A 25,292-nucleotide genomic window follows, 5' to 3' on the forward strand; every position below is an offset into this window, starting at 1 on the left:
TGTTTAGCTGTCGCCACTATTTAGAATCACATATAGAAAAGACCACGTATAAATACGTGGTCTTTTTGTATCGAAATTCAGCCATTAGTGGATGAATTTGTTTAACGTTAATTCAGACGTTGTTGATTGTTACCCTACTTGTGAAAACTCCACGACCTTTTTTGGGTCTTTTGTTTGTACGCTTACATCCTTTGCACTTTTGTCTTTCACGTATTGAGAAATTGCCTCTTGCTCAGATGCATTAAGGTACAGCCCTAATTTCGTACGGCGCCATAGAATATCTTCATCTGTTACAGCCATCTCTTGGTTGATCAGGTAATCAACTTCGATTTGGTACACGCCATTTGCTTCATCTGAAAAAGCAATGCCTAAGTCTTCTGGGGTGCTCACGCCCTCCAGTAAATTCCACGTTAACGTGCCAAATTGGGTAACGTAACGCAGCAGTAAAGCTTCAGACATCCACTCATATTTTGAATGAATCATGTCAGCGAGTTGCTCACGGCTACAGCTAAAGTTACCGCCCGGTAGCGTGTCATTTGCTGTCCATGGAGCCCCCATATTTGAAAGGTATGGGCTCAGCTTTTTAAGCGCTGCTTCACCTAATTTACGGTAAGTAGTTAGTTTCCCACCGAAGACAGAAAGCAGCGGTGCTTGGTCAAGTTCTGCATCTAATTCTAGTGTGTAGTCGCGAGTAATCGCTTGTGGAGAGTCAGATTCATCATCACACAGTGGTCTTACACCGCTGTAGGTCCACACTACATCTTCACGAATTAACTGTTCGACAAAATGTTGATTAACGATATCGACTAAGTAATCCACTTCATCATCAGAAATAGCCACTTCACGAGGGTCGCCTTTGTACTCTAGATCGGTGGTTCCGATAATAGAAAACTTATCTAGATACGGGATCATAAAAACAATGCGGTTGTCTTTATTTTGCAAGATATAGGCTTGTGGTTCATTGTGAATTCGTGGAACGACAATGTGTGAGCCTTTGATTAAGCGAATATTACGTGGTGATTCTTGCTCTAAACCATCGTCAAAGAACTGCTTCACCCAAGGTCCTGCTGCATTTACTAACGCTTTTGCTTTACGTTCAAAGCGCTCATCCGTCACGACATCATGAATCGTTACATGCCAAATATCACCTTCACGGTGGGCTTTCTCTACGCGACAGTAGTTACGAACTTCTGCGTTGTTTTCTTTTGCTGCTAACACATTGAGAAGCACCATACGCGCATCGTCGACCCAACAATCTGAATACTCGAAGCCAGTTTTCATTTCCGGTTTGAGTAGCCCTGATTTTGCTAAGTTAACCGTTTTACTGCCAGGAAGAGTCGTACGTTTACCTAAATTATCGTAAAGGAATAAGCCACAGCGGATCATCCACGCTGGGCGTAAAAATGGGCGATGAGGTAAACGAAAACGCATAGGTTGAGCAACATGCGGTGCTTTTCTTAATAGCACTTCACGTTCAGCGAGTGCTTCGGAAACTAAACGGAACTCATAATGTTCTAGGTAGCGTAAGCCGCCATGGATAAGTTTAGAGCTGGCAGAGGAAGTCGCTGATGCGAAGTCATTGGCTTCATACAAACCAACATTAAGACCTCGACCTGCAGCGTCAGCTGCGATACCTGCGCCATTAATGCCGCCACCGATCACGATTAAATCTAAAGTGGAGGATTGGCTATTTTTTGAATTATTTTGTTGAGCACTCATAATTTATGATTCCTTCGTGAGCGAACGAGCATTTTAGAACATAAACAAATCCTATATGAACTTTCGTTTTCGGTCACTTTTTATTTTCGTTTATGAGCGTTTTCTGTGATTTGAGCATAAAAAAACCTCTACTTATAAATAAGAAGAGGCTTAGTGAGGTTTTATTGAGTATAGAAGTAAATACTCCTACCATCGAATGCAGTTATAGCTTTTCAGTAAATTAACTATTCTGTTATTCGATGGTTAGATTATTCAGAGGGAACGATACCTGTTTCGATGACTTCTAAAGGAATCGATGCCTCATTGAGAATACTGAGAATTTCTTGTGGTGGTTGTTGGTTAGTAAACACCATATGAGCTTGAGTGATTTGACCCAGCTTAACCATCGCGTTACGCCCAAATTTTGTATGGTCAACCGCAAGGAAAATGCTGCGGCTATTGTCGATGATGGCTTGTTTCACTCTTACTTCATGGTAATCAAAATCAAGCAGTGAGCCATCAAAGTCGATACCACTGACACCTAAAATTCCGAAATCAAGACTGAATTGTTTAACAAAATCTAAAGTTGCTTCCCCTACAATTCCACCATCGTGACTGCGGACTTCACCCCCGGCAAGAATGACTTTGATTTCAGGATTGGGAAACAAAATACTAGCCACATTGATGTTGTTAGTGACAACGCGCAATTGTTTATGATTTTTGTTCAGTGCGCGTGCAACAGCTTCCGGCGTAGTGCCTATGTCTACAAATAATGTTGCGCCATCAGGAATGTGCTTGACCAAGTCTTCGGCTATTAGATCTTTCTCATTAAAATTCAGAGCTTTACGAGTGTTGTATGAGGTGTTCTCTGAACTAAGAGGAATGGTCGCCCCACCATGATAACGGCGGATTTTATTGCTATCTGCCAGTTCATTGAGGTCTCTACGAATAGTTTGCGGGCTCACCTCAAATTTTTCTACCAACTCGTCGGTACTGACATATCCTTGCGTTTTCACCAGATCAACAATTTGCTGGTGTCTTGGTATTTGTTTCAATTACCACTCCTTCGCACACAGAAAAAGCTCTAGTGCATCAAATTCGAAAATATATACTCGCGCTATTGTGCTCGAATTGGAGAGTGTAGAGAAGTGACGAAAGTCAGTAATTATGGTTTAAAGTCCCAAAAGGGGGCGGAAATACCAAAACTTGGGAGCTAATAAGTAAAAAGAGCACCTAAATAGATGCTCTTTGATGTCATTTTATGAAATCGAGTTATTCTTCGTCATCATCGTGAAGCTGAGACCACGTTTGTGCACACTTGATTGCTCGCTTCCAGCCTTTGTAGCGACGCGCGCGTTTTTCTTCGTCGTGATGCGGTTCGAAAGTACGATCCAATACGGCTTTGTTTTGTAGCTCATCAATGCTATCCCAGAAGCCAACAGCAAGACCTGCAAGGTAAGCAGCACCTAAAGCTGTCACTTCCGTTACTTCAGGTCGGTGAACTTCTGTGTCCAATACATCAGATTGGAATTGCATTAAGAAGTTGTTCGCAACCGCGCCGCCATCAACACGAAGGTTCGCCAGTTTAATTCCAGAGTCCGCTTGCATTGCATCTAGTACATCACGAGTTTGGTAGGCAATACCTTCTAAGGTTGCTCGGATGATGTGGTTAGAGTTCACACCACGAGTTAAGCCAACAATGGTACCGCGAGCGTAAGCATCCCAATATGGTGCGCCTAAACCGGTGAATGCAGGAACTACGTACACGCCGTTTGAAGAATCCACTTTTGTTGCAAAGTATTCAGAATCTTTTGCATCGGCAAGTAACTTCATTTCATCGCGTAACCACTGGATTGATGCGCCACCCATGAAGACTGCACCTTCCAGTGCGTAAGCAGGTTCACCTTGAGGACCACAGGCTAGGGTTGTCAGTAGACCATTCTTAGACGTCACTTTTTCTTTGCCAGTGTTCATCAATAAGAAGCAGCCCGTGCCATAAGTGTTCTTCGCTTGGCCCGCTTCTACACACATTTGGCCGAATAATGCAGCTTGTTGGTCACCAGCAATACCAGCGATTGGAATACGCGTTCCGCCTTTACCACCTAAGTTCGTTTGGCCATACACTTCTGAAGAGCGTTTTACTTCAGGCATCATTGACGCTGGAATGCCCATTTCATCAAGTAGCTTTTGATCCCAGCATAAATCATTGATATTAAATAACATGGTACGTGAAGCATTGGTGTAATCCGTTACATGTACGCGACCTTGTGTCATCTTCCAAACTAGCCAAGTATCCACAGTACCGAAGAGTAATTTACCTTCTTCTGCTTCTTCGCGAGCACCTTCCACGTTGTCTAGAATCCATTTTACTTTGGTTCCTGAGAAATACGGGTCAAGGACTAAACCAGTATTATCACGAACGTAGTCTTCTAAACCGCGTGCTTTAAGGTCTTCACAAATGTCAGCAGTACGACGACATTGCCACACAATCGCGTTATAAACAGGCTTACCCGTTTCTTTATTCCATACAATCGTCGTTTCACGTTGGTTGGTAATACCAATGCCGGCTAGCTCGTCACTGCGAATGCCTGTTTTTGCTAATGCTTCAACTAACGTAGAGCTTTGCGTAGCCCAGATTTCCATTGGGTCATGCTCAACCCAGCCCGCTTTCGGGTAAATCTGTGTGAACTCTCTTTGAGATGAGCTGACGACGTTTGCATCATGGTCGAGGATTACAGCGCGAGAGCTGGTTGTGCCTTGGTCTAATGCAACAATGTATTTTTGCTCGGTCATGGTAAGAATCCTTTTGTTTCGTTATTTATATTTTAGTCAATGTAGAGTGCTTATGGCTTATGGCTTATGGCTTATGGCTTATGGCTTATGGCTTCTAGGCGATAGCTAACAGCTCATAGCAAAAGTTTAAGCTCGAGCTTGTTCAGCTTCTTTTTCTTCTTCTGTGTCACATTGGTTTGGGATTGTGCAGCCTTGTCCTTCTACAGGTAGGTAAGCTGCAATCGCTTTCGGATACAACCAACCACCGAAACACGCACCAGCAATTGGAGCAAGAATAGGTACGATGAAGTATGGAATATCGCGAGCACCGGTGAGTGCGAATTCCCAGCCAGCAAAGTAAGCGAAGAGTTTTGGTCCAAAATCACGTGCTGGGTTCATAGCGAAACCAGTCAGTGGACCGAGTGAGCCACCGATCACTGCAATCAAAATACCAATCAGTAATGGGTTCATTGCGCCGCGTGATGCGCCGTTGTTCTCATCACCTAAAGCCAAAATAGCGAACATCAGTACTGCTGTAATCACGAATTCCACAGCAAAAGCGCCGAAGAAAGAAAGTGAAGCATGTGGGTATGTCGAGAAAATACCAGCAGTTGATAGTGCATCTTGACTGCTACGAACGAAGTTGTTTGCGATTTCGTAGTCAGTAAATAAGTTGCTGTAGAGGCTGTAAACTAAAGCCGCAGAGCAAAATGCGCCAAGTAATTGAGAGATAATGTAAGGTACAACTTTCGCCTTATCAAAGCCGTGGAACATGGCCAAGGCAATGGTTACCGCAGGGTTAATATGTGCACCGGAAACGCCGGCAGTACAGTAGATAGCAATAGAGACACCAAAGCCCCATACAATGCTGATTTCCCACTGCCCAAATGTTGCGCCTGTTAAAACCAGTGCAGCTACACAGCCTACGCCAAAGAATATTAGTAGCCCAGTACCAATAAATTCCGCGAGGCACTCTCCGAATAAGGAAGGGTGTTTGTTTGTTGTCATGTTCGAGTCCTTGTTAGTTGTGCTTATTTAGCAGGGTGTATTTTGCATAAATTTGCCAATTCGAAAACAAACGAACATTAAAAGTGAGTGTTTGAGCATGAATTTGTTAATGAAAGGAGCGTTAATTGTTAAATGGAGCAACTTTGCTCATTAGTCGGGGCTCATTTGAAAGTGTTTTATTCCAAATAAATCTGTTATGGGGGCTAAAACTACGCTTATGAGCGGTAATATACAACTGGTTGGAGGAGTTTTGTGATACTGCTGCATGAGTGGTGAATAATTACACTTGGGGAGCGTTTTAAAGGGAGAAATGGCTGGTAATGAACACTTACCAACCATTATATTCATTTGAAATGTTACGAGCTTGTCACGTGGAGCTTAAATGATTAAACCAGAGCTGCTACTTTCCCTTTTGCGACCAATTGGTTTCTGACCGAATCGTATGCCCAATTGAATCCAATAGCGTACAGTACAAAGAAAATCACTAATCCAATATCCATAATAAATACGGTTAAGAAATCAAGTTGCAGTACCCACATCAGCACTGGCAAGGTCACCACAAGTAAGCCTAATTCGAATCCAAGCCCGTGTAGTACCCTAACTGATTTTGTTCTTTTGGTGCGGTCTGCGCCGAACAGTTTGTCGTAACCCAAGTTATAAAGGTAATTCCATCCCATTGCGATTAACGACATCGCAAGTGCCAAGCCCGCCATTTCTCCAGCACCATTACCTGTAATATAGGTTGCTAGCCCTGCCATTATGACTAAAGCAATAAGTTCAAATAGCACCATGTGTAAAATTCGTTCTTTATGTGACATGCGTTTCTCTATTTTTTCGTTTATCTGGATTTTCTGGATATAATAATATCTTTATTTGTGATTATAAGAAGATTATAACCATCACTATTGCTGATGGTTTGGCGAGTTAAAAAGAAGGTAAGTGAGATGTATAACATTGAACAACTCAGGATGTTTGTTGCGGCTGTGGAGCTTGGATCTTTTTCTGCCAGCGCACGTAAGCTAGGAAAAGTGCAGTCAGCCGTTAGCCAAGGGATCAGTAATCTTGAGATTGATTTCGATGTTCAATTATTTGACCGTTCAACACGAAAGCCGACCTTAACTCAAGAAGGCGAACAGCTTTTCAAACAAGTTAAAGCCATTGTCTTGCAGGTAGAAGATCTCAATGTGACGGTCAATGCGATAGGTAATAATGAAGAAGGGTTAGTGAGAGTCGCTTTTGATGACGCATTATTCTTACCTTCTTTAGCGAAGATCCTTGATGTATTTAGTCAGACATTTCCCGCCACAGAAGTTGATCTGATCTCTACATCAAGTACTGATGTGATTGGGTTAATTGAAGAGTCTCGTGCGGACATTGGGCTTATGTTTACTGATTTGAATTTCAATATGGATACCAATCCATGCTTTATCGGTAACTTACCTTTTTATGCAGTTTGTCATCCATCTCATCCTTTAGCCCAACTAGAAGAAGCTAAAGTGAGTGATTTCATTTTGCATCGTCAGCTTGTGCTACGAGGTCATAATAGCGGGCTTATTGATCAATTCCCGACTATTGCTGGCAAGTTCTGGTGGTCTACGAGTTTTAGAGCAATCAAAGACGTTGTTTTGAATAGTAAAGCGGGTTGGGCGTATTTGCCGCACCATATGGTAGAAGCAGAAGTTAAGAACAAAACGTTAGTCGAGATTAATAGCTCGTTTGATCATAAAGCTTGGAGCCCGCCTGTTGATCTCGTCACTTCCAAATTACAGGTGAAAGGGCCTGCGCAGCTTTGGTTGGAAGACAAATTGAAGACTTTACTGGATTAATAAAAAACCTTGCCAGATTAATAGAAGACTTTTTTGAATTAATAGAAGCCAGAACACAGCTTAAGATTACATCTATCAGAGAACTAGGGTATAAGGATGCTATGAAAATACCTAAGAGAATACAGCCTCTAGTTGACGATGGTTTAGTCGATGAGGTGAAAAGCCAGTTAATGAGTGGCAAAGAGGCTTCAGTGTACGTTGTGCGCTGTGGTGATACGATTCGTTGTGCCAAAGTGTACAAGGAGGCAAGCCAGCGCAGCTTTAAGCAAGCTGTGGCTTACCGTGAGGGTCGTAAAGTTCGTAATAGCCGCCGAGCAAGGGCAATGGAAAAAGGCTCTGGCTTTGGTCGAGAACAGCAGGAAAAAGTGTGGCAAAGCGCAGAAGTGGATGCGTTATATAAACTGGCAGCGGCTGGCGTAAGAGTACCAGAACCTTTTGGCTGTTTTGACGGTGTTCTGCTTATGGAGCTTGTGACTGATGACGAAGGGTATGTCGCTCCTAGGTTGAATGACGTGGAGATCCCTGCTGAGCAAGCGGTGCGAGACCATAAAACAATGATGGGCTATGTCGCGAAGATGCTTTGCGCGGGCATCATTCATGGCGATTTATCTGAATTTAATGTGTTAGTAGATGAGCATGGACCGGTCATTATTGATTTACCCCAAGCGGTTGATGCGTCTGCCAACAATAACGCCGAATGGATGTTAGCGAGAGATGTTGACAATATCCGTCAATATTACGGTCAATTTGCACCAGAACTATTAACAACTGAATACGCCAAAGAAATGTGGGCTCTGTATGAAAAAGGTGAATTGACGCCAGAGACAGAACTGACTGGTGAATTCCAAGAGCTCGATAGTGAAGCCGATATTGACGCAATCATGAAAGAAATTGACGATGCTCGTGCTGAAGAACGCTTTAGACGAGAGCGAATTAAAGAGGCGAAAGAAGGGGTAGATGAAAGCAAGTTTAACTGGGCAGATAATAACGAATAACGTTACTTCTGTTTTCTTTGAATGCTTGCTGATGAATTTAAGTTCGAATCTTTCTCTATCTGATTAAATAAGCGTAGTGAACAATAAAAAATAGCCGTGTCAGTTTTATACTGGCACGGCTATTTTTTGTAGGGCTTAGCTTAACGCCCTTCATGCCGCTGAGTACGAGTTATGATTCAGTTGTTACCGTCTGTGGGTAGTATTTGTCTTTCATTTTTAGAGCCACATTAACTAAGTAAATCAATACGGGTACTTCAATCAGAGGACCTATCACTCCAGCAAACGCTTGATCTGAATTAATGCCGAAAACCGAAATGGCGACTGCAATCGCGAGTTCGAAGTTATTGCCTGTTGCCGTGAAAGCAATCGAAGCATTCTTGTCGTAAGCGATGCCCATTCTTTTACCAATGAAGAAGCTGATAAAGAACATCACCGTGAAGTAAATGGTCAGTGGCACAGCAATGAGTAAAACATCCATTGGCAGTTCAACAATCATTTCACCTTTTAAGCTAAACATCAGTACGATAGTGGCAAGCAGCGCAATCAACGTTATTGGTGAAATACGTGGAATGAATACCTCGTTGTACCATTGCTCACCTTTCATCGACACTAAGATCTTACGGCTTAAGAAACCCGCTAGGAATGGAATACCAAGATAGATAAGCACACTGTGGGCAATATCGGTCATTGAAATATCAACCATCATGCCTTCATAGCCAAATACTGGTGGAAGAACGCTAATGAACAACCATGCCATGAAGCTGTAGCTGACAACTTGGAATGCGCTATTCAATGCAACTAAGGCTGCACCGTATTCTTTGTTACCGCCGCCAATATCATTCCAAACCAATACCATCGCCACGCATCGAGCCAAACCAATCAGTATTACACCGACCATGTAGCCTGGGTGGTCACCTAGGAAAGTAATCGCGAGCACAAACATTAAAATCGGGCCAACAATCCAGTTCATGATAAGTGACAATTTGATGGCTTGTTTATCTTTAACAACGGTACCTAACAGGCTGTAATTCACTTTAGCCAAAGGTGGGTACATCATTAAAATTAAGCCAATCGCGAGGGGTATGTTGGTTGTGCCAACAGACATGGATTCATTCCATTGCTCAATTTGTGGAAATAGAATGCCAAGCAATACTCCAATCCCCATCGCGGCAAAAATCCACAATGTTAAATATCTATCTAAAAAACCGAGTTTTGGTTGCATAACAATTACCTCTAATTTGGTCATGTTGGGGACAAAAGTTTATCAATCGTAAGCTTTCGAATTGTAATTTTTAAATCGTAAATCGTCGAAATACGATTAATGTGTTTGTTAAAAAAGCACGCATATTATTGATGTACAGAGCGTGCTTTGTGAGTTCTATTAATTTAAAACGTTATCTATGATGCCTTCAAAACGTTTAATGGTTTCTCTATTTATGCGGTAACACATCTTAGGTGGAATCGATTCCGCCGTGATAAAACCCGATGTTTTCAAAATGCGTAAATGTTCAGAAACGGTAGATTGTGCGAGTCCAAGCTCAGTCACAAGATCACTATTCAAGCAGCCTCCAGATTTCTCTAATGCGGATAATATACTGAGAATTCTGATGCGTGCCGGGTGTGAGAGGGCTTTTGCTAATGCGGCTAAATCACTTTCCTGCTGTTCATTTTTTTCAGGAATAAGGCAATTCAGTGATGGTTGGCATGTTGAAGTCATTGCTCACTACCATTAATCGTTAAAAGGCGATTAATGGTAGTCCTGATCAGTTTTTGGGTCAACTGATTATTTTAGTTGCAGTGATTTTATTGGATTCCTTCCCCTCAAGCACAGAACTGAAGTGAGTTATTATTTTGATTATTGGCTGGTTGAGCTTTTACGAGTCATTCCGTGCCAATAAATTGGCCAGTTTTGTGCTGTGGATGTGTTGTTCACGACTAAACCTATCAACACGAGTCCTATGCTTCCCACAAGTACAGGCGTGAACAGAAAAGACCAATCAACAGCACTGGTTCCTGCAAGAATCACCACAATTGGGTTTGCCCCTGCTGGTGGGTGAACGACTCTTAAAAATTGCATCAACATGATTGCCGTACCTACTGAAAATGAGAGCACAATGTAAGAATCACCTAAGCCGTAAAGTGCCAAAAGCCCAACAGCAGCAGAGATAAAATGCCCGCCAATAACATTCCTTGGTTGTGCCAAAGGAGAAGAAGGTACGGCAAAAATGAGCACGCAGGTTGCGCCAAACGGTGCGATTAACCAAGGAGAACCTGAATACTCAGCTAAAAGTGAAAGAACCAGAATGCCTAAAGTCCCGCCAACAAACCCTTTCAAAATCTGGCTGAATGTTGGTTGCGGGGGTAAAGCGCCCCCACCTTTTAATTTATCCATCATATGCCCCTTATTGGTTTACAAAATTAATGATCCTAAAAATCAAAGTGTACAGATCTGTACCGATCGACATTTATAATACAGATCTGTACACTCTCTGCAACCCCATTTATTCGTGGAAAGTGAATGAGTAAGAAAGAACATATCCTTGATGTTGCAGAAAGCTTGTTTAATCAGTTTGGATATACTGCTGTAGGAGTCGATATGATTCGTGATTCTGCAGAGGTCTCTAAGACGTCGATGTATCGCCACTTTGGTTCGAAAACTAAGCTGATTGAAGCGGTGTTAGCCAGAAGACACCAGCGATTTGAATTAAGCTTAGCGAGCTGGGTGGATGGTCATTCATCAGCAATGGATCGTTTGGACGCCTTGTTAGATTGGCATTTTGATTGGTTTGAGCAGCCAGATTTCAAAGGTTGTATGTTCATGCATGCTTTAGCTGAGTTCAAAGAGACAGAAGAAACGGTGGCGATGTTGTCTTATCAGCACAAAGCGTGGCTTAAAGAGTCGATTATTGGCTGTCTAGAATTGAGTGATAATTTGAACGCAGTACAAATAGAGATGAAGACTGAAATTCTTATGACCTTTATTGAAGGGATGATTGTAAGAAGTGAGTTTGGAGTTAGCATGGCAGACCAAAACCAGTATCGCCAGTCTGTGCAAGCGCTGGTACAAGCTTGATTATCTAGCAAGCTAGTGCTGCTAATCCGCTTGTATCAAAAAATGTTAAGTGATAAATCTTACGCCAAGTAATATATGAATATTTCCATCATCGAAATGGTGGTATTCCATTTTTAAGTGCACTTTTGATGCACCCAATTTTTTAAGGTAAGCCCTACAGATGCTACAACCATCAATTAAATTCATTGCCACTGATATGGATGGCACGCTGCTGAATGAATATAGCCAGTTAGACCCTGCATTCTTCGATGTGTACCAGCAGTTAGAAGAAAAAGGGATTATGTTTGCTGCCGCTTCGGGCCGTCAGTACTACAGCTTAATTGAAACGTTCGCACCGTTAAAAGATCGAATGATGTTTATTGCTGAAAACGGCACATTAGTGATGCATCAAGGAAAAGAGCTTTACAGCTGCACAATTGATAAAGCATCAATCGTAACCATAATTGAAGAAGCAAGGCAGATTGAAGGCGCGCACATTGTATTGTGTGGTAAGCGATCAGCTTACGTAGAAACAAAGAATCAAGACGCACTAAAAGAATTCTCTAAGTATTATCACCGTTGTGAGCAAGTTGCTGATTTACTAGCGGTTGAAGATGATTTTATTAAGGTGGCAATCTGCCATTTTGATGGTTCACAAGAACATGTAAACCCGTCAATTGAAGCCAAGTTTGGGGCTGATTATCAGGTGGTGGTAAGTGCGAAGATTTGGTTAGATGTCATGAATGCCGAAGCATCGAAGGGCGCGGCTTTAAAGCACTTACAGCAAACCTTAGATTTTACTCATGAACAAACCATGAGCTTTGGTGACTACCTGAACGATTTAGAAATGCTGAAAGAGAGCTACCACTCTTACGCAATGGAAAACGCCCATGAAACCGTAAAAAAGACGGCGCGTTTTATGGCTCCAAGCAATAAAGATTCAGGTGTTCTGACTGTGCTTCGTGAGTTACTAGCGTCATAGTCAACTTTCACATAAAAATCTAAAATAAAAAAGCCAGTGGCCCACAGTACATACTGATAGTCACTGGCTTTTTTGTTATTCGTTAGTGAGCTTTTCTAGCTTAACTTCTATCACTTAGCTTTTATCATTTAGCTTCGATAACTCAGCTATGACCACTCAGTTTCGATTATTCAGCTTCTAAGGTTTAGTCGTCAGCTAGGTTGTCAAATTCTTGTTTTTTCGTGGCGAACCACTGCATCATAGCTGCAGGATCTTGAAGCATTTTTTGTACTTCCATCATCGCTGCCATATGAGTCGCATCTTGCTGTTGGAACATTGCCATTCCGTGTGTCTTACTTAGTTCAACAATCTCTTCAAATGTTGCTGCTGTGAATGCCTCATCACACGCGCCACCCAGTTGTTTACAAGTCATCGTTTTCATTTGAGCTCCTTTGCCTTTTTCTTATTAAGTCCTCAGACTTTTGTGAGCTCTTTATAGCCTTGTTCAGGTAATAAATTCAACCATTAGCGACTTAACTACGAGTATTTTTTGTTTGAAAGTTATGATTTTGTGAAAACGGATGAAATCGCGTATGTTAATCGGCTTCGAACAGATTCAAGAGAGTATGAAAATGGATTCTTTGTCTCCTTCCCAAGCTAAAAAGTTAGTCTTGTTATCGCAAGACCTTCCACCCACAAATAAAGCGCAAGGAAGTGCGATTTCTCATACTCTTTCAGCGATAGAACAGCTTGGCTATATCCAAATAGATACTATTTCTGTGATTCAAAGAGCCCACCACCACACGCTGTGGAATCGGAATCCGCGTTATCAGCTTAATCATATTGATGAGTTAGTAGAAAATAGAGAAGTCTTTGAGTATTGGTCCCATGCTGCCGCTTACTTGCCTATGCGTGATTACCGTTTCAGTCTGTACCGAAAACAAGCCTTTAAAACGGGTGCGTTAAGTCATTGGTATAAGCCTAATCATGAATTGATGAAAAGTGTTATTCAACGCATCGAAAGTGAAGGTCCGTTAATGGCTAAAGATTTCGAGGGTGAAAGAAAGCACAAGGGGGGCTGGGGTGGAAAGCCAGCTAAGCAAGCATTAGAAACCTTGTTTATGCAAGGGGACTTAATGGTGTCTTCACGTTCAAATTTTCATAAGGTTTATGACTTAACGCAGCGAGTTGTACCTGAAACTATAGATAGTTCGGTTCCCACAGCGGGAGAGTATGCACGCTATTTAGTGACTCAATTTTTGAAGGCGAATGGGCTTGGACTGGCTGCTGAAATGTCTTACTTACTAAAAAACACCAAGCCGCTGGTGATGAAAGCGCTGTCTGAAATGCTAGAAGAGGGAAGTGTGGTACAGATTTCGGTCAATGGTCTCGCATACTTTGTCTTGCCGGGATTTTTAGATTTGTTAAATCGTCCACTCGCGAGAAGCAAGCTCAAAATCTTGTCTCCCTTTGATAACCTATTGATTCAAAGAAAGCGCATGAAGGCATTGTTTGGCTACAATTACTTGCTTGAATGCTATGTGCCAGAGCCAAAACGGCAGTTCGGATACTTCTGCTTGCCCATTTTATGGCAGGGTGAATTGGTGGGAAGAATGGATTGCAAAGTGGATCGAAAAACATCAGTGCTGAATATTAATAATTTAGTGGTGGAAGGCGCTGTTGAGAAGTGGGGATCCAGCAAGCAAGAAAGTTTTGTTCAAGCTTTACGAGAAGAGCTCACCGGTTTTATGGATTTTAATCAAGCACAAGAACTTATCATACACAAAGCTAACCTGGCTGGTATTAATGGGTAGCTCAGCAAAATTTGCACTCGTTTTTATTTAGCAGTAATGATGGTAGGTCGACTCTAACTCAATGAGCGTATAAATGCTTATGAAGCGAGCTCCGTTCTGCAAGTTCATCTCTATGTTACATGGGGAATTTAGAACGATACCGTTTAACTTGTTGTCCTAATTGGATTTCTAGTCCCTTGAACTTGTTGTTTTTATGTTAACCTCCGGGTTTATAAAATACTCAGGGAGAGGGGGCATATGAAAAAGATAAATACTATTCCGATGCTGCTAACGACGATGTGCTTCAGCGCTGGTATTGCTGCTGGTCAGGCTATTCCAGAAGCCTATGTCATTGGTGGTGATGATGCAGACGTAAGTAAGTTCAAAAGTTACGCACAATTACGTTTGGAACAAGGTCAAGCAAGTAGTCAGTTCTGTGGCGGCTCTATTCTTAGTGATACGCTTATTTTAACGGCTGCGCATTGTCTTTATTATCAAACCTCTGCTCCTGTCTATAATGTTCCGGGTAATACTTCTTCGGGAATCCAAAGAGCTGCGGTTTATGCACCTATAGATAAGCATAGTCTTAAGATTTTAGTAAAAAACCCGACAAGGGATGTTAATCAATCTGAATTAAAAGCTGTTAAAAACTTTTACGCTAATCCGAACTTTAAATTTAAACATCAAGCACTCGGCTTTACGCTTGCTGATGAAAGAATTTACGACATCGCAATTATAGAATTACAAACACCGATTAACCCTATTGATAATGTTGAATCCATTACATTGCCTTTTGATAAGGAATACGATGTGCCGGATACAATGCTAGACATGGTTGGGTTAGGGTATGCAAAAGAAGACAACGGGTTTATCACCTATATCCCTGACGTGCTGCAATATGGTCAAACCAAGCTGCTAGGGGATGACACATGTTATGTCTCAGGTTATGCCCATATAGATAAGTTAATATGCACTATCCACCCTGACTATAATCGCGGTGACTATGGTGTTACAGGACAGGGTGATTCTGGTGGTCCTCTATTTTACAACCATTCAAACGGGCAGCAGATTCAGGTTGGGATTGTAAATAGTGGTAGTAGTGTACATTCTAACTTTACTGAACTTATTCATTACCAAGATTGGATTAATGATGTCATCAATAATGAAGGCTATAACCCTGGAAGCCCTCTCGTTTATGATAAGAATTTAGACACGAGCAATTATCATTCTGTGGGTGATCAAGCTCCGGAACCAACGCCAGATCCGGTTCCGACTCCAGAGCCTGAACCAACACCAGACCCAGTTCCGACTCCTGAGCCTGAGCCTGTGCCAACGCCAGATCCGGTACCAACACCTGATCCAACTCCAACACTTGAACCTCAACCTGCTCCTGCTTTAAATAGCGGCGGATCTTCAGGAGGCTCTATCGGATTCTTATCTGTTCTTGGTTTGTTTGGGCTTGGGCTGTATAGAAAAAGAAAATGATTAAGTATGAATAATAAAAAGAACCGGCAGCGGTTCTTTTTTATTAGGTTCGTATATTGATTAGTATGAAATACATCACTAACGCCATTAAAACGACTGGATAAAACCTGCCAACGAAATGACAGTGCTGTTTGAACGAGTTCTCTCGCTGTCATTTAACCCTTCAATATCACCTTCTCCAATCAGAAATTTTACTAATGTAAGCGTTCTTTAGTTGTTATGGCTTACAAATGGCTAAGTGCCTTACAAGCAATTACATTCCCAATGTGTGATTTGAGTCATATAGATGTTTTAATTCGACCATAATTTGACGCGCCAATTTTTAGGCGAAATATTTTGACTGGTAAGAGAATTCATCACATGAAAAAGACAATTTTAGCGTTAGTAATCGCATCAGCTTCATTCACTGCTTCCGCAGCACTAGTTAGTGTTCCAACTGGTCAGGATGGGAATGAAAATAAGCCAACCAAGCCAGGTGCGACAATGACATTCAAAGAAAAGGTAGACTCTGTATGCGGTATCGTAACTAAAGATCCTGGTAATGCTTATCATGAAGGTTCGATTAAATTTAATGATGAAGATGCAAATGGAGAGGTGTTCGTTGAGTTTACATTAGCTACTAATGATACCAGCAAAAAGCATGTAAGCATCAATGTTGCTACAAAGGAAAATACAATTCAAAACCTTACTGGTGGTGGAAAAGCAAACGCAAACTTATGGCTTGGTACTAATAAAGCGGATGCTAGCTATACAAACGCAGTTGTAGATGGTACTTCAAAGATCTTCCCAATAAACTCAAATTTAAAAGCTATTGCTGTTACTGAGCTTGATTCTACTAAGATTGCAAAAGGTTCTTACACTTTTCAAAGTGTTGTAACTGTTAGTTGTTCAGGTGCGCCCGCACCTGCAAATACGTAACCAAAAAGTTGACACGCCAGCGCTTTGACCGGGTGATTGATATTTGTGAATGCAGATCATAAAGCCCATCAATAGCGTTGGAATATAGAGCCATGCTGTTGCATTACTTGTATATCGACAAGTAATGCAAGGGATAGGTATGGCTATTAAATTAATCACGACATTGTTTTTGTTGTTTTTCTCTTTTGGTTCTTACAGTGCAACACTGGTTTTTTCTGAAAAAGTACCAAGAATTTGCTGGATTAAAAAAGTTGATGTGAATGATAGCCGTCTGGAGTTTTACAAAAACGACAAAGACGGAAATGCGATTTACACCATCAACACGGATAAGGCAAAAGCGAAAAGCAAGAAGGATGATTTAATCTCATGTAACTAGAAATGAAAAAATTAGTGATGATAGCCGCTGTAATGGCGGCAACCTCTTTCAATGTAATGCCACATTCGCAAAACCAAGATGAAATTAAAGAGATCGTATACAGCCAAAGACCAACCATTCAAATTCAATTCGGCAATTTAAATAGCACTCCATACACTTATGACATTGAAGTGAATGGAATCATGACGGGGCAAACCGTCAAGCTACAAGCGCGAGAGCAGAAAAAAGCGTACATAAGATTGCCGAATATCGAGCCAGATAAAAAAGTCTCATTAGAAGTGTGCACCATTGCGCGAAGCCCGAAAGCGGGGATCCCAAGAACAAGAATGTGCACCCCCGTAAAAGTCTATTTCCCAAAATCTAAATTGATACAGGCAAAAGAAGGATGAGAAAACGACTTCTATTATGCCTATTGCCTATCGGTTTATTACCAATGTTTGCGGATGCTACTTATATCACAAGCTCAAATCAGCAGTTGTGTAAGAACTTATCAATAAAAAATGCTATTGATGATAAGCAATATCCAACGAAAGTCTGCTATTCCCCTTCTGCTCCTATTGTGAAAGATAAGAAGTACATTCGTGAACTTGGAGCTTATTGGACGATAACGCCGCCAAAGGATAAAGACGGAAATTACATCAGGTTTAAGGGTAACGTAAAATTAAACCGAACCGATGATGAGCTTTATACTTCAATCTATATCAATCAAGGGCTTCAACCTCCCGAGAAAGCCAGTTCTAACGGTTATAATTTTGAGTTTGTTCCACACTCGAGTGATCCAAAGCGTTGGATAGCGTCGTTCAGTATGATGGCAATTTATGCTGATGATGACGATTATTTGGGAGGAGATGAACAAAGAGCGAGTCTTTTAATTAATGGTGAGCTAAAGAGAGAGCTTGAAGTTACGTTCAATCCATTATTAAAGGAAAGCTACTGTTTCATTAAGGTAGATGACAGCTCAGGAGGCTTTATTTTCAATGACAAACCTCCAGTTTCATCAACGTATGCTGGTTTCAATGTTGGGGCAATGGCGACTAAACAAAACCCAGTAACCTTGTCTTTTGAACATAAATTTAATAACCGTTCGAAGTATTTCGAGCCTTACTTCGAAGATTATAAAATATTGAACTTTGGTTTTCCTGATAATAAAACAGGGAAGAATCAAAGTATATTAATTCAAAGTGAATTTTACCGTTCTAGTGTAAGGATCGCCCCTATCATTAATTTAAATCGATCTGATTTATTAGCGGGTGAATATAAAATGGTGACGACAATAAGATGCGGAGTTTAATTTTAATATTAATATGCATGGTGAGTTTTAATTCATTTTCTCATGTACAGCACCCTTTGAAAATTAAAGAATTGTCCACGGATGGACAACCACGGATAAAAATAACTGTGGGAAATATTAGAGAAATTAAACAATCATTCAATGTGGAAGTGAATGGTGTTTTAACGGGTCAAAAAATTCATTTAAGTACAGAACAATTTAAGAATATTAGCGTTAGGTTGCCAAGAGTTCAGCCTAACCAGTTATATAAATTTACTGTTTGCACTGTTTCAGTGCCAAAGCCAACAGACAAGGTTAAAAGTAAGATATGTTCAGAAGTAAAAGTGTATTATCCGCAGTCATCTCAGTAGTCACATTTGCAACGTTTAAAGCTGCCGCAGTGTCTATTCCATCTGCCAGTGTACCAAGTGGTTATGACCGCGTGACAACCGCTGATGGGGTAACTTGTGAATCAACAATCGCAAGTGCGACTTATGTGCAAACGGGCTTAGTGGGTTCGCAGACTGACCAAAAATACGATAAAAGCCAAAATGGATACTACAACAATATCCAAGATAAAAACGAAGTGGGTGCCTACGTACAAATGGTTATTCCGATTGGTGAAAAGCGTGAACGAATTAACTGTAACCGATTGTACAACCTTGAGATTGACCGCTTAAGAGCTGAAATAACAAAACTAAAGGTAGAGGCGAGCCTAGGTGATATTTGGAATGAGCCAGCAATAGAGCCAACACCAGTTGCAGCCCCACAACCTGCACCAGTAGCGCCTGTTTTGCCTAAGAAAAAGACTATTACTTTTGATTCCCAAAAAGGCGTGGCGATTTTTGAACCAGGAAGCGATAGGCTAAAACATTCAAGCCTCTACAAATTTGATGAAACTCTAGATACCTTATTAAAGTATGAAGAATCTAGTGTGGTGATTGTTGGTCACACAGACTCAACGGGTTCAGAGACATTGAATAAGCGCCTATCAGAAAAACGAGCGGAATCTATTGCTGATTACTTCATATCAAGAGGTGTGAATGCTAGCCGAGTGGAATCTTATGGACGTGGGGAAACTCGCCCTATTGACTCTAATGAGACAAAAGAAGGTAGGCAGAGAAACCGCCGTGTAGAGGTTACTATTCAACCTTTCACGATTGAAAAATAGACGCCAAGCCGCACGTCATGTGCGGCTTTTTATTATATAGAAAGCTCTATATTTATATGAAAGTTATCTTTTTAACAATCATGCTTACATACACTTACATCGCCAATAAAACTTCCTTGATAAAATTAGCTCTAATACTCTATAGCGTTTATTAGTAATAAGGTGTAGTTAATGAGTAAAACTATTATTTGGATATTATCCTCTGTTTTCGTCCTGACGACTGGTGCTTTTTTATTTAAAAATGATATATATGAAATATATTTATCTAATCAAGTCCATAGTGGTTTGACAATAAATAATGAAAACAGAGTTGTCCTATGTAGCCATTATGAAAAATTTGATTCTGAATCGGTGGAGCAGTTAATAACCCGATCAAAAACATTACTTTCTCAAATAAAATCATTGAACCTTAATGAATCGGATTTGATGGACAAACTTGCGGAATCAAATGGGATACTGACGAAACGAGATAGAACGATTCTTCGAGAGCAGGCTTTATATCGCTTTAAACATGAAAAATGTATTACAGGCAATGATTATCACCAAGAGTTTAATGATTATTTAACGTTATTAAATATGAGTAACAACTAATTAATAGGCGAAGAGTTGGAATGAAAAGGTTAATTCTAGTCATGGTAATTGCCAGTGCTCTTATGGGGTGTATGAAGAGTCATGATTTCGATTTTTTGGAAGAAGGTAAAACGACACCAAAACAACTGGTGGAATATTTAGGTGAAGCCTCCACGGTTATCGATATGGGTGGCACTATTTCGTATGTATACAATTATAATCTCCACCAAAAAGCATTCACCTTTGAAAATGGTGTTTTTATCCTTTTAGAGAAGATTACGGAAGTGGATGGTGAATATGTTTTTGAAACTATGGAACTGCACTAACAATAAAGAAATTAATCTAATCGCATTACCCACGATGCTTTTACTTGGGTGTAATTCAGATTCGGCAAGTATCGAATAGTTCTTTAAAGCTCAATAAGGCAACGTTCTCGGTTCAAAATCAGAGAATAAGTTTAGTTCAATAAGTTATCGTTCTTCGGTTGGTAGCGCTGACAACCAGCGCTGTCTATCGACATTTTATCGCTTTACCTTCCCATCATTCATTTTCCTTCCTTCTTCCTACCTCCTTCTTTCTTTCTTTCGTAGTTTTAAGTGCTAAAACTGATTTCAACAATGGCACATTTTAGGTTAATTCACCGTGTGTGAGATGCTACTTACTTTGACTTACAGATTATTATCGTAAAGCCATGTAGGTTATACCCGTCATAGTCGTGGTGGAATCGGTTACATGGATAGATTAGATAGTATTTGTTATTTGATAATAATAATTTGCTTATTACTTATTAAACACTATTACTAATTGTCATTTACCGGCTAAGTTGATCATTGGTATTAAGTGAAATTTATAATCATCTGCTTAATTATTTTGTCTTTGTCGCTTGGATTAGCTTAATCAAATGAATGACATCAAAACTCTAAGGCGTTGAGGTACCGAAAGTGGCGAGTCTCTCTAAATAAACGATTGGAACTATTGGAATAACTGTGAGAGTAATGAACACTGATCTTAATGCATTTTCTAATGGAATAAACTATGGATTTTGAAAACAACATACTACATCTAGGCTCATTCTTTGCGGTAACTATGGGTATTGTTGTCCTTTTTATAGGGCGTAGACTTAATCAAGTCGTGGGGTTTCTTAAGGAGTTCAGTATTCCTGAGCCCGTTTCTGGGGGGATTATTGTCTCGACTCTTTTTGCGCTACTGTACGCAACTACCTCAATTGAGGTTCAATTCGATTTAATGGCTCGTGACGTGTTGTTGGTTTACTTTTTTACCACTATCGGTATCAACGCCAGCCTAAAAGACTTATTGAAAGGGGGAAAGCCATTAGTTGTACTTCTCGCTATCACGATATTCTTTATGGTCATGCAAAATGTAGTAGGGATTTCAGTCGCTTCATTATTTGGTCTTGAACCTGTTTTTGGCTTGTTGAGTGGAAGTATTTCGTTAATTGGTGGTCACGGAACTGCTATAGCATGGGCGCCAAGAGTAGGGGAAGAATTTGGTTTAGAAAGTGCAATGGAGATCGGCATTGCGAGTGCTACATTTGGTTTGATTTTGGCGAGTTTAATGGGCGGTCCAATTGCTAAATATCTAATCAAAAAGCATGAGTTAGTGACTAATTCAGAATTAGAAGGGATGGGTAGTGTTGCAAAGAAAGAAGAAAAAGCCACACGCGAATCCATGACTTCATTTGAGTTTCTCGACGCGGTATTAGCGATTCACGTTTGTGTCATTCTTGGTGTTTTGTTAAATGAAGCCATTAGTCAAACTGGCCTGCAACTACCGCTATTTGTATCATGTTTGTTTGCTGGCATTGTTATCACCAACCTGATTCCAGATTCTTATCCAAGAATCACTGGCACCAAGTGGCCAACACGTACTGCTGCCATTGATTTAATCGCTGAAATTGCTCTGGGTACATTCCTTGCGATGTCCTTGATGAGTATGCAGTTATGGACTTTGATTGACCTTGCTGGTCCTATCTTTGCGATACTTGGTATGCAGCTACTACTGGCTGTTGTTATCAATATATACGTTGTTTTCCCTGCTATGGGTAAAACATATGATGCAGCGGTGGTGTGTGCTGGTTTTGGCGGTATCTCACTGGGTTCTACGCCTACAGCAATGGCGAATATGTCGGCAGTTAGCCATAAATATGGTCACTCGGCTCAAGCCTTTATTATTGTTCCGCTTGTATGTGCATTCTTTATCGATTTAGCGAATGCGCTTATCATTCCTTATTTTATGCGTTTAATGTAACGCATTTAGCACACACTATTTAGTGAAAAAATCGTTTTTTAAATAGGAAATAGTAATGACTCATCGCTTCTACACGTTCTTGATCATGGCTGGTGTTTTGTCAGGATGTTCTTCGATTAACCAGCCTAACAATGTAGTAAAGGATGAATCGAAAGAGGCGAGTGATTACACATTAACTGAATTGACGAACTCTACCGAGAATGATGTCACCATCATTTTAGCTTTTTCTGGTGGTGGTACTCGGGCAGCCGCTCTGTCTTACGGTGTGCTTGAACAACTGCGTGATACTCAGATTGTTATTAATGGCAAACAGAAGCGCCTGTTGGATGAAGTGGATGTGATTAGCTCCGTTTCAGGTGGCAGCTTCACTTCAGCTTATTATGGTATTCATCAAGATAAGATATTTGATAGCTATAAGAGTGACTTCTTGTACCGAGATGTTAAAGATGATCTTGTCTCTATTATTCTAAGTCCAGTTCACTGGTTTTCAAGCTTAGGGCGAACAGATGCGGCGAACCAATATTATGAAGAAAATATTTTTGGTTCAGCCACGTTTAACGATATCGACCCGCAAAGTTCGCCTTATATCATTATCAACGCATCAGATATTACCACTGGGTTGCGTTTCTCTTTCATACAAGAATACTTTGACCTGTTGTGTTCAGATATAGGCGAATACCCGATATCTAAAGCTGTTGCCGCTTCTGCTGCGGTTCCGGTTTTATTTGAGCCTGTTGTTTTAGAAAACTATGAAGGTTGTTATGAGCAACTGCAAAGGCAAGCTGCTCAAGTTGTCACGAACGATCTGTCATATCAGTCGAAGAAAACCATCCAAGATATTAGAGACTATTCAGACAAAGACAGTAACCGCTACATTCATTTAGTGGATGGGGGGATTACAGATAACCTAGGCTTACTGGCTATTTATGATTTACTAGAATTGGGTAACTTTCACAGCAAACACGTCATGCCTGATGGTGTTAGCACTCATCAAGTGATTGTGATTTCGGTTGATGCCTCAACAAGCCCTGAATTGGGAATTGGGCAAAGCATGGAGGTGCCATCAGTGCCTCAAACCTTGAACTCAATTACCGATATTCAGCTACACCGCTATAACGATGCGACGAAGGCGCTATTTACTAAATCGATGGAACAATGGGCGAAAGAGAGTTCGACAGAAACGACTAAGGTGTACCCTCATTTTATTGATATTGGTTTTGAACATACGAAAGACTTGCAGAAAAAGTACGAGTTTAATCAGGTGCCAACCGACTTTACTTTAGAGAAGGGGCTTGTGGACGCATTGATTGAAGAAGGTCAACTGCAACTGAAAACTAATGATGAATTTAATCGCGTTCTACAGCAGTTGAATAGCGAAGCCTTGTAACTATCTGCTATTTCGCCCTTCAGGTTCTTATTTCGTTTTCCATATAGTTTCATTAGATAGGGCTTATCAAATTAAGCCCTGCTTTACACAGCCTTACATAGCCTGCGGGAAATATCAGTATCATGGTTCTTTTCCGTTAAAGGCTTATCGTTTGTTTGTTAAAGTTAAAACAGATATTGAAGCGTCTAGAATCATCAATACCCTCAGGCTTTTTTATACATCACATTCATCCCCTTCTATTCATCAAAGTTTAAAAAGATCTAGCCTAGCTTTTGGATCCACAGGCGGTATCTATGCTGATGATTTGGATACTTTGTATCTCGTTTGTATTGATAGGCTTCGGCTTACATCAGATAGCTCAATCAGCAAAAAAGCGGCGACTTATATTGTTTTTAAGCTGGTTTCTAGTGGCTATGTAAAAGCGAAATATAAAATCTTTGGCACTAATGTGGTTCAGATATCGCCTCTGGTGAGCATGACTTGTGAAGATCTCGCAATAGATACCGCGATTTTAAAGCACAAGTGCGGTGATTTTGGAGCAGTAGATATGGTTCGTATGAAGCTGAATTTTGCGGGTATGTTGAATAATGGAACCGTTGAAAGCGTGCATAAGCTCGATGGACAAAAAATCTCGATAGTGACTGATCAGGTGGGCACTGAGCGAGAGCAAACCCGAGTCAATATTCAAACAGAAATAACGCGCTTAAACTCCATTTTGTAGGGATGCAATTGGTGTTTGCCCTTTGTTTACTTTACTCGCACCTCACTCGCCACGGCAACGCTTGATCACGAAGTCAGCAAAGGTTCGGTTTTTTAAAGAGAGTTGCTTGCTCTTATACAATAGATGGATGGGTCTTCTTTGGGGAGAGCTGTCTTTTAAAACTTGTATAAGTTTCTGCTGTTTAATTTCCTGCTCGACTAAAATCATAGGTTGTAATAGTACTCCAACCCCTTGCAGCGCAGCATATTTAAGCACGTCACCATTATTGGATGCTAATCGGGTATGGTTGCTTTTAAATGGGCTGGTTGGCGCATTGAGCGTATGCTGACTTTGACCATTTGTATAACGAAACCCCAAACAGTGATGTTGTGATAAATCGCTGATGGATTCGATTTTTGGGTGACGGCTTATGTAATCGGGAGAGGCGCAGTAAATCATCTTGTAATCACCGATATGTCTTGCAACTAAGCTTGAATCACTCAGCTCTCCAATTCGTATAATGAGGTCAGTCTCACTTTTGTAAGGGTCAATTAGCTCGTTTGATAGCATTAATTCAACGTTGATTTCAGGGTGTTCAATGAGGAACTCAGCCACAATAGGCGCGAGAACTTTGTTGCCATAGGTTACCGGGCAGTTAATGGTCACAGTACCTTGTGGGCGGTTCTCAAGAGTTTGAATTAAGTTTTCAGCATTACTGATGTCTTCTAAAATTCGTTGGCATTCTTGAAAATAGAGTTTGCCTGAATCAGTCAGAGATTGCTTACGAGTAGTGCGGTGAATTAAACGTGTATTCAGACTTTCTTCTAGTGATGAGACATGCTTGCCAATCATCGTTGGTGATAAGTTGAAGTGATCAGCAGCACTGCGAAAGCTGCCATTTTCTACCACATACGCAAATACCTTCATGCTTGTTAGCTTATCCATCAATCATCACCTACAACTATTAATTATGTACTGTTAACTATGCGCAGTTAGTAGTTGGCTATAACAACCTGAATCGCATTGCTTGCTAAGGATTTTT

26 protein-coding genes are annotated in these 25,292 nt (G+C 40.8%); 16 read left to right on the plus strand and 10 right to left on the minus strand.

The annotated features are described in order from the left end of the window. Positions 1–129: 129 nt before the first annotated feature. The 5 genes from glpD to OCU78_RS22445 form a co-directional block, all read right to left on the minus strand. Complete coding sequence (gene glpD, locus OCU78_RS22425; RefSeq protein WP_137371862.1) at positions 130–1,719, minus strand: glycerol-3-phosphate dehydrogenase; 1,590 nt, start codon at positions 1,717–1,719, stop codon at positions 130–132. 248 nt (positions 1,720–1,967) lie between these two features. Further along, positions 1,968–2,753 (minus strand): DeoR/GlpR family transcriptional regulator, encoded by a 786-nt coding sequence (locus OCU78_RS22430; protein ID WP_137371863.1) that lies wholly within the window; start codon positions 2,751–2,753, stop codon positions 1,968–1,970. Positions 2,754–2,970: 217 nt separating this feature from the next. After that, positions 2,971–4,491, minus strand: coding sequence for a glycerol kinase GlpK (gene glpK, locus OCU78_RS22435; RefSeq protein ID WP_137371864.1), 1,521 nt, complete (start codon positions 4,489–4,491; stop codon positions 2,971–2,973). A gap of 126 nt (positions 4,492–4,617) precedes the next feature. Continuing rightward, positions 4,618–5,478 carry an MIP/aquaporin family protein gene (locus OCU78_RS22440; RefSeq protein ID WP_137371865.1) on the minus strand — a complete coding sequence of 287 codons (861 nt, stop codon included), beginning with the start codon at positions 5,476–5,478 and terminating at the stop codon, positions 4,618–4,620. 386 nt (positions 5,479–5,864) lie between these two features. Continuing rightward, the gene (locus OCU78_RS22445; RefSeq protein ID WP_137371866.1) at positions 5,865–6,296 is read right to left on the minus strand and encodes a PACE efflux transporter; all 432 of its coding nucleotides are present in this window, start codon (positions 6,294–6,296) and stop codon (positions 5,865–5,867) included. A gap of 126 nt (positions 6,297–6,422) precedes the next feature. Here OCU78_RS22445 and OCU78_RS22450 point away from each other — a divergent pair, with 126 nt between their 5' ends. Further along, positions 6,423–7,304: a LysR family transcriptional regulator gene (locus OCU78_RS22450; RefSeq protein ID WP_137371867.1), complete on the plus strand. Its 882-nt coding sequence runs from the start codon at positions 6,423–6,425 to the stop codon at positions 7,302–7,304. A gap of 101 nt (positions 7,305–7,405) precedes the next feature. Then, positions 7,406–8,299: a PA4780 family RIO1-like protein kinase gene (locus OCU78_RS22455; RefSeq protein ID WP_137371868.1), complete on the plus strand. Its 894-nt coding sequence runs from the start codon at positions 7,406–7,408 to the stop codon at positions 8,297–8,299. Positions 8,300–8,468: 169 nt separating this feature from the next. On the opposite strand, the gene arsB is transcribed toward OCU78_RS22455, so the two are convergent. The 3 genes from arsB to OCU78_RS22470 all read right to left on the minus strand — a co-directional run bounded on the left by arsB (position 8,469) and on the right by OCU78_RS22470 (position 10,694). Next, on the minus strand, positions 8,469–9,521 hold the full coding sequence (arsB, locus tag OCU78_RS22460) for an ACR3 family arsenite efflux transporter (RefSeq protein ID WP_137371869.1): 1,053 nt from the start codon (positions 9,519–9,521) through the stop codon (positions 8,469–8,471). 159 nt (positions 9,522–9,680) lie between these two features. After that, the gene (locus OCU78_RS22465) at positions 9,681–10,016 is read right to left on the minus strand and encodes an ArsR/SmtB family transcription factor (RefSeq protein WP_137371870.1); all 336 of its coding nucleotides are present in this window, start codon (positions 10,014–10,016) and stop codon (positions 9,681–9,683) included. A gap of 138 nt (positions 10,017–10,154) precedes the next feature. Further along, entirely contained in the window at positions 10,155–10,694 is a 540-nt protein-coding gene (locus tag OCU78_RS22470) for an HPP family protein (protein WP_137371871.1), read from the minus strand. A gap of 123 nt (positions 10,695–10,817) precedes the next feature. Here OCU78_RS22470 and OCU78_RS22475 point away from each other — a divergent pair, with 123 nt between their 5' ends. Both OCU78_RS22475 and OCU78_RS22480 read left to right on the plus strand, forming a co-directional pair. After that, positions 10,818–11,372 (plus strand): TetR/AcrR family transcriptional regulator, encoded by a 555-nt coding sequence (locus OCU78_RS22475; protein WP_137371872.1) that lies wholly within the window; start codon positions 10,818–10,820, stop codon positions 11,370–11,372. Between the two features lie 160 nt (positions 11,373–11,532). Further along, positions 11,533–12,333 carry a Cof-type HAD-IIB family hydrolase gene (locus tag OCU78_RS22480; protein ID WP_137371873.1) on the plus strand — a complete coding sequence of 267 codons (801 nt, stop codon included), beginning with the start codon at positions 11,533–11,535 and terminating at the stop codon, positions 12,331–12,333. Positions 12,334–12,517: 184 nt separating this feature from the next. Here OCU78_RS22480 and OCU78_RS22485 read toward each other — a convergent pair whose 3' ends face one another. Beyond that, positions 12,518–12,754: a DUF1059 domain-containing protein gene (locus OCU78_RS22485; RefSeq protein ID WP_137371874.1), complete on the minus strand. Its 237-nt coding sequence runs from the start codon at positions 12,752–12,754 to the stop codon at positions 12,518–12,520. Between the two features lie 190 nt (positions 12,755–12,944). Between OCU78_RS22485 and OCU78_RS22490 the strand changes: the two genes are divergently transcribed. The 12 genes from OCU78_RS22490 to OCU78_RS22545 all read left to right on the plus strand — a co-directional run bounded on the left by OCU78_RS22490 (position 12,945) and on the right by OCU78_RS22545 (position 24,271). Further along, a complete protein-coding gene (locus tag OCU78_RS22490) occupies positions 12,945–14,126 on the plus strand; it encodes a winged helix-turn-helix domain-containing protein (RefSeq protein WP_137372260.1) in 1,182 nt (393 codons plus the stop codon). 237 nt (positions 14,127–14,363) lie between these two features. Beyond that, entirely contained in the window at positions 14,364–15,590 is a 1,227-nt protein-coding gene (locus OCU78_RS22495) for a S1 family peptidase (protein WP_137371875.1), read from the plus strand. A gap of 360 nt (positions 15,591–15,950) precedes the next feature. Further along, complete coding sequence (locus OCU78_RS22500) at positions 15,951–16,508, plus strand: hypothetical protein (RefSeq protein WP_137371876.1); 558 nt, start codon at positions 15,951–15,953, stop codon at positions 16,506–16,508. Positions 16,509–16,647: 139 nt separating this feature from the next. After that, on the plus strand, positions 16,648–16,884 hold the full coding sequence (locus OCU78_RS22505; protein WP_137371877.1) for a hypothetical protein: 237 nt from the start codon (positions 16,648–16,650) through the stop codon (positions 16,882–16,884). 2 nt (positions 16,885–16,886) lie between these two features. Next, complete coding sequence (locus tag OCU78_RS22510; RefSeq protein WP_137371878.1) at positions 16,887–17,273, plus strand: hypothetical protein; 387 nt, start codon at positions 16,887–16,889, stop codon at positions 17,271–17,273. Positions 17,274–17,317: 44 nt separating this feature from the next. Further along, positions 17,318–18,175, plus strand: a complete 858-nt coding sequence (locus OCU78_RS22515) for a hypothetical protein (protein ID WP_137371879.1) — start codon at positions 17,318–17,320, stop codon at positions 18,173–18,175. Positions 18,176–18,482: 307 nt separating this feature from the next. Next, positions 18,483–19,325 carry an OmpA family protein gene (locus tag OCU78_RS22520; protein ID WP_137371880.1) on the plus strand — a complete coding sequence of 281 codons (843 nt, stop codon included), beginning with the start codon at positions 18,483–18,485 and terminating at the stop codon, positions 19,323–19,325. A gap of 171 nt (positions 19,326–19,496) precedes the next feature. Continuing rightward, positions 19,497–19,916: a hypothetical protein gene (locus OCU78_RS22525; protein ID WP_137371881.1), complete on the plus strand. Its 420-nt coding sequence runs from the start codon at positions 19,497–19,499 to the stop codon at positions 19,914–19,916. A gap of 20 nt (positions 19,917–19,936) precedes the next feature. After that, a complete protein-coding gene (locus OCU78_RS22530) occupies positions 19,937–20,221 on the plus strand; it encodes a hypothetical protein (RefSeq protein ID WP_137371882.1) in 285 nt (94 codons plus the stop codon). Positions 20,222–20,930: 709 nt separating this feature from the next. Then, positions 20,931–22,163 (plus strand): sodium/glutamate symporter, encoded by a 1,233-nt coding sequence (gene gltS, locus OCU78_RS22535; RefSeq protein ID WP_137371883.1) that lies wholly within the window; start codon positions 20,931–20,933, stop codon positions 22,161–22,163. 55 nt (positions 22,164–22,218) lie between these two features. After that, positions 22,219–23,550 carry a patatin-like phospholipase family protein gene (locus OCU78_RS22540; protein WP_137371884.1) on the plus strand — a complete coding sequence of 444 codons (1,332 nt, stop codon included), beginning with the start codon at positions 22,219–22,221 and terminating at the stop codon, positions 23,548–23,550. Between the two features lie 151 nt (positions 23,551–23,701). Next, a complete protein-coding gene (locus OCU78_RS22545) occupies positions 23,702–24,271 on the plus strand; it encodes a hypothetical protein (RefSeq protein ID WP_137371885.1) in 570 nt (189 codons plus the stop codon). A 42-nt stretch (positions 24,272–24,313) separates the two neighbouring features. Here the strand turns inward: OCU78_RS22545 and OCU78_RS22550 are convergent, their stop codons facing one another. Continuing rightward, a complete protein-coding gene (locus OCU78_RS22550; protein ID WP_137371886.1) occupies positions 24,314–25,195 on the minus strand; it encodes a LysR family transcriptional regulator in 882 nt (293 codons plus the stop codon). Positions 25,196–25,292 lie beyond the last annotated feature (97 nt).

Origin of the sequence: Vibrio gallaecicus (genome assembly GCF_024347495.1) — a bacterium.
In the GTDB taxonomy this organism is placed as follows: Bacteria; Pseudomonadota; Gammaproteobacteria; order Enterobacterales; family Vibrionaceae; genus Vibrio; species Vibrio gallaecicus.